2 protein-coding genes are annotated in these 2,200 nt (G+C 43.1%); both read left to right on the forward strand.

Annotated features, from left to right (window positions below):
- Nucleotides 1-1,672: DUF3466 family protein (locus BCT81_RS15570; protein ID WP_102425020.1), on the forward strand; the 1,672-nt coding region annotated here is incomplete at its 5' end.
- A gap of 162 nt (nt 1,673-1,834) precedes the next feature.
- Nucleotides 1,835-2,008, forward strand: a complete 174-nt coding sequence (rmf, locus tag BCT81_RS15575; protein WP_004742306.1) for a ribosome modulation factor — start codon at nt 1,835-1,837, stop codon at nt 2,006-2,008.
- Nucleotides 2,009-2,200: the final 192 nt, after the last annotated feature.

A 2,200-nucleotide genomic window follows, 5' to 3' on the forward strand; every position in this document is an offset into this window, starting at 1 on the left:
GTATAAGGTAGTTGAAGTAACTCCTTCGATTACCGGTGCATCTGAAATCTTTGGTGTAGCGATCCAGCCTGGTAGTGCTACCGACGGAACGAATGACCTTGCACTAGGATGTTTTGACTCAGCGGCAACAAACTGTGCTGACACTACATTCAAACTCGCTGGCGAAACTCGCAATACGGTTGAAGCGGTAAGCTATCGCGAAGAAGTGCCTTTCGCAATGGACGCTCCATTCCAATACATCCAAGAGTTTGATGATTTCGAAAACTATTGTTATCGAGAGCTAAGATATTCTACATGTGAGAGCTGGGCTCAAAATCGTTGGAACGATACTTGGAGCAAGGAAAGAAATGATCTTACCTACGTAAATGCTAAAGCGTTTGTTGAAGGTGGCGATACTTTTGACAGCCATAACACCGTAATTAATTCATTAGATGACGATGCTAAGCCATTGGGTGTTAAGTCCGACGGTAACGTTCGTAATAATGCGATGTTCACAACGACACCAAATGGACCAACAGGTACTTCTGAAACTCGTGCATGGCGTGCCATCAAAGCTAGTGACGGCACGGTATACAATGTTGGTAGTGTGTCGACAAAAGGCCCAGGAACAGATACTTCGGATACAACGTTTAGTTCAAAGGCTGCAATTTGGGATGGAGACATAACAAAAGAGTTAGATTGGATTAGAAGTGGCAACGCTCAACAAGGTGATTACTTTGCTCAAGGCAGTATGCGCTCGATTGCAATTACGCAAACATCTGATCAGCCGCCGGTAGATATTTTTTATGGCGTAGGCTACAACACTGCTGATGGTAACGGTGACCTACAAGATATGAATGCCAGTGTATTTGTCAGTGATTCTTTAGAACTGAATACTGCAAAATGGACTACTACGCAGATTAGCGGTGCAGAGGTTAAGTCTGGTTCATCTAACGACGATGCGAGATACAGTAACTCTGTGGCGACCGACATTAACGATAACTTGTTCGCAGTTGGTTATGCCAAACGTAATGGCTATGTGCCAGAGAATGGTAGTGCAGGTAATAAGATCTTTGTCGTTGAAAACGCTGCAGATCCTAAAGCTGAATTTTTAACTGGTGGCATCTTCTTTGATGGTTCTAGTGGTGAAGCTAAGGCAGTTAATAATTTCAACGAGATTGTTGGACAGATAGATGCTGAAACGACTCGTGAAGTTGACGGTAGCGAGCGTAGGCACAGAGGCTTTATCTACCCATACAATTTACCTTCTTCAATTGATGCTCGCCGTGTTGATATTTTTGGTGGTAAAGCATGGTGGTTAGACGATCTAACTAACGATGGTGATGCTTCCGGTGATAACAATAAGTTTAGAATCATTGACGCAACAGACATAAATGATGCTGGTGTGATTTCTGCAACGGCTATCAAGTGTACGGTCGATGGTAAAGACCAGCCGTATGATACAACATCACATAACTCATACTGTGGTGGTGCATCATCTAACGCCGTTGAAAAAGTAGTAGCGGTTAAGCTTATCCCAATCAAGGGAGCAAGGTATGACACTGGCTCTGACACTGATAGTGTCGTAGCTCGTAGTGCCGATTCAGAGAAAGTCGATCGTCAAGGTGGTAGCCTTGGTTGGTTAACTTTGACTGTACTTGGTCTGTTAGGGTTCCGTAGAAAATTCAAATAATTTTTTCTCTTGAGCCCGAGTTCACAATTCTGAAGTCGGGCTTTTTTTCGCCTTGAGAAAATTGAGAAATTGGTCAATTCTTAAACTTGGAGTCACAAAAACTCCGCAAAGTTGTAATCATTGTATGTTAGTAAATCGAAATACCCGTATGAGGACTGCACTATGAAGAGACAAAAGCGTGATCGACTAGAACGAGCACAATCTCAAGGCTATAAAGCTGGTTTAAACGGTAGGTCACAAGAAGCTTGCCCATATAGCCAAATGGATTCTCGGTCTTATTGGTTAGGTGGCTGGCGAGATGCCAGAGATGATAAACAAGCAGGTCTCTACAAGTAGATAGAGCGCAACGAATTCAAGGTCAAGGCTCCATTGTTTCAAATACAACGGGGCCTTGTTAGTTTAAGGGGAGGTAAAGTTTGCAAACGGCGAAACGGCCAAGAGCAATGTTTCTATGATATTCATGTTTCATTCATTGCTGGTGGATTTGGCAGGTTCATATCTTAAATGAGGTCTTGGTGCACTATAACT

It is taken from the genome of Vibrio sp. 10N.261.52.A1 (genome assembly GCF_002876325.1).
Classification (GTDB): domain Bacteria; phylum Pseudomonadota; class Gammaproteobacteria; order Enterobacterales; family Vibrionaceae; genus Vibrio; species Vibrio chagasii.

Bases quoted from the DNA above. Each gene is read 5' to 3' on its own strand.
- rmf (WP_004742306.1), top strand. From the start codon at position 1,835: ATGAAGAGACAAAAGCGTGATCGACTAGAACGAGCACAATCTCAAGGC.